This is a genomic window from Haloparvum sedimenti (genome assembly GCF_001462205.1).
Classification (GTDB): domain Archaea; phylum Halobacteriota; class Halobacteria; order Halobacteriales; family Haloferacaceae; genus Haloparvum; species Haloparvum sedimenti.
In genome coordinates this window covers 1-2,581 of sequence record NZ_LKIR01000050.1, presented here as the reverse complement: position 1 = coordinate 2,581, position 2,581 = coordinate 1, and the positions used below count along the sequence as shown (strand labels likewise).

Sequence of the window (2,581 nt, the reverse complement as noted above, 5' to 3'; positions counted from 1 at the left end):
AGGATCGGTCCTCCCAACGCCGGCGACCGCCAGCACGGATCTTGCAACATCGTAGACAACCTGCGTACCGTGGTTCCTTCTACTCCGTGTGGCGACCGACACGCGGTCGTCACCCGGACAGCGTACTTTGGCTGCTGAATGACTCGATGTCGGAGACGATATCCTCAAACCGGTCAACTCGATCGAACCCTTCAAGCAACGATTCCAGGTTCACACGGAGTTCGGTCACGTAGTACTCACCACCCTCGCGGCCGCCGGTTTTCTTGTGTGCCATCGCCAGGTTGTACGTGTCGAGGTTGGTGAGCTTGTCACGGATACTGCGAGCCGTCAACTGGTCGATATCGACTGCATTCGTGACGCGCTTGTACTCGGAGTAAATCTCCTTCGTCTGGGCGGGCGTCGCGTTTCGCGACTCGAGGATCGCGAGAGCCAGCAGGAGTGCCTGATCATTGATCGTCAGATCTTGGAGTTTGTTGACGATATTGATGTCCTCGAGTTCGTCGCGTGCCTCCTCGAGATGCTCCTTCGTAACAGTCTCAGACCCTTCGACACATGCGATGTCACCTGCCTCATGCAAAAGGCGAATCGCCTGCCGTGCCGAACCAGTGTCCTTCGCGGTCCACGCGGCCGCGAGCTGGAGGACAGATTCGTTGACGGTTCCGGGCTTGAACGCAACTGAAACACGCTGATCGAGGATGGAGCGCAGCTCGGTCGCGTCATAGGGATCGAAGTGGACCTCGTTCTCGTACAGACTGTCCCGCGTCTTCGCGGAGAGTTGCTCGGAGAACTGGAGGTCATTGGAGATCCCGATGACGGAGACGTGGGCGTCCGTAATATAGCCGTTTGAACGGGCGCGTGGGAGCTGGTAAAGCAGATCGTCATCCGCACCGAGGTTGTCGATCTCGTCGAGGAAGAAGACGACGTACCCCCCGATCTCATCGAGCCGTCGGAAGAGCCGGTCGTTTAAATCGGTCAGAGACAAGCCTTTCGGCCGCTCGTCGGTTTCCGGTTCCAACTCGACGAGCAACTTCCCCACCGCCTGATACGCGGTCGAGACATCCTTCAGGGACACCTCATACGTCGTGAGTGCGATGTCCTGTTGTTGGCAGTAGTCGTGGAGCTCCTGAAGGACAACCCGAGCGGTGACGGTTTTTCCTTGTCCCGTTTTACCCGAGATGAGGACGTTCTTCGGCTCGATCCCCGATCGGATGGTCGTTCGAAATCCTTTGGCGATCGCTTCGAGTTCCGACTCCCGTTCGGGAAGCCGTTCCGGAACCCACTCCTCCATGAGAGCCCGCTCGTTTGCAAAGACGTTGGTGTCGGTTTCAAACAGGGACATGTACCCGGCCTCTAGATTGGATTCCAACCCAGAGTATATAAAATCCACCCCTTCCGGAACTTCCGGAACTTCCTGAACTGGAAGAGTTATTTATACCCCACCCACCCCTCATTTCCGCAACTCACGGGTATAGACGAGAGGGGGGTGAGTAGAAACCCGAACGCGGTCGATCTACCCATATTCTCCAGGTTCCTCAACTCGATATGATCGCATTAATAAATAATTTATGAAAGCGGTTAGTTGTTGTTGTTGTTGTTAGCGCAGCAACCACATGCCCTCTTGTGTTTTCAGTATTTCGGGAGATCGTCTGCTGTTGTATCTTTCGCGTCTTTATACCGTCCGCGTATCAGTAGTAGCTGATAGGCGTTCAGGTCGTATGGAGTTGCGGAAACGAGGGGTGTGTCTCCCCCCGTCTGTTCCTTGTCTCATTTCTACAGGCGGAATAGGCCGGGTACCTAGGACTTGTCCCCAAAGCAGTTCACGAGGTGATACCCGTAGCCACATTGTATTCCAGCTCCGAACTCGCCGATGATGCATTCTCTCGAACTTCTCAGACTTAGCAACCTCTGTGGGCATGAAGTTGCGGAAACGAGGTGTGACTCCCTCGACTTACGATCCAAATGAGGTATGCTACCGCGTCGGAGTTGCGGAAACGAGGTGTGTCCCTCGTGCGGATTTGTGGCATGAGGCATGCCATCGTCTCCGAGTTGCGGAAATGAGGGGTGTGTCCGTGTTTTAGTTGCTTATCGACACAGTTCATTCGAATATCACTACTGGATCTGAAGCCATACTGTACAACGTCACTCCAAACTTTTCGATCACCACCGTTCAAGTGTATACCTCCATTTCACTAGGTCTTCTCGCCTTTCTAGCCGTGTTTTCACTTGGCTAATCCGGAGAGAATTGTTCTTCCGACCGTTCATATCTCTAGTAGATATCGTAATCTACCATGGCGAGTCGATGTCCTCCACGGCCGCATTCTAAACAATGCGGGTGAGGGACACGTCCAGTAATGCGTTCACTGCGGCAATCCGTAGTGAATCCGGCTCAGTTGGTCGCTTGAAGTGACGGAGGATCGGTGCCCTATACAGCGGCACCGCGGTCCCCATACAGCGGCAATGAGGGATACCTCACATGTTCTCATCGGAGTGCAGGTGGCGATCGTAGCTCCGTTGAATCCTGCGAAATCAAACGTGGTTTGACTCACTGTGATCCCCTGAGGAGTTGCGGAAACGAGGTGTG

General features: G+C 54.4%; 1 protein-coding gene. It reads right to left on the bottom strand.

The genetic code is table 11. From position 1 onward, the window contains the following. Positions 1-109: 109 nt before the first annotated feature. Complete coding sequence (locus AN233_RS03070) at positions 110-1,339, bottom strand: Cdc6/Cdc18 family protein (RefSeq protein ID WP_058365391.1); 1,230 nt, start codon at positions 1,337-1,339, stop codon at positions 110-112. Positions 1,340-2,581: the final 1,242 nt, after the last annotated feature.

Coding starts and splice junctions, on each gene's coding strand:
- AN233_RS03070 (WP_058365391.1), bottom strand. CDS start 1,339: ATGTCCCTGTTTGAAACCGACACCAACGTCTTTGCAAACGAGCGGGCT.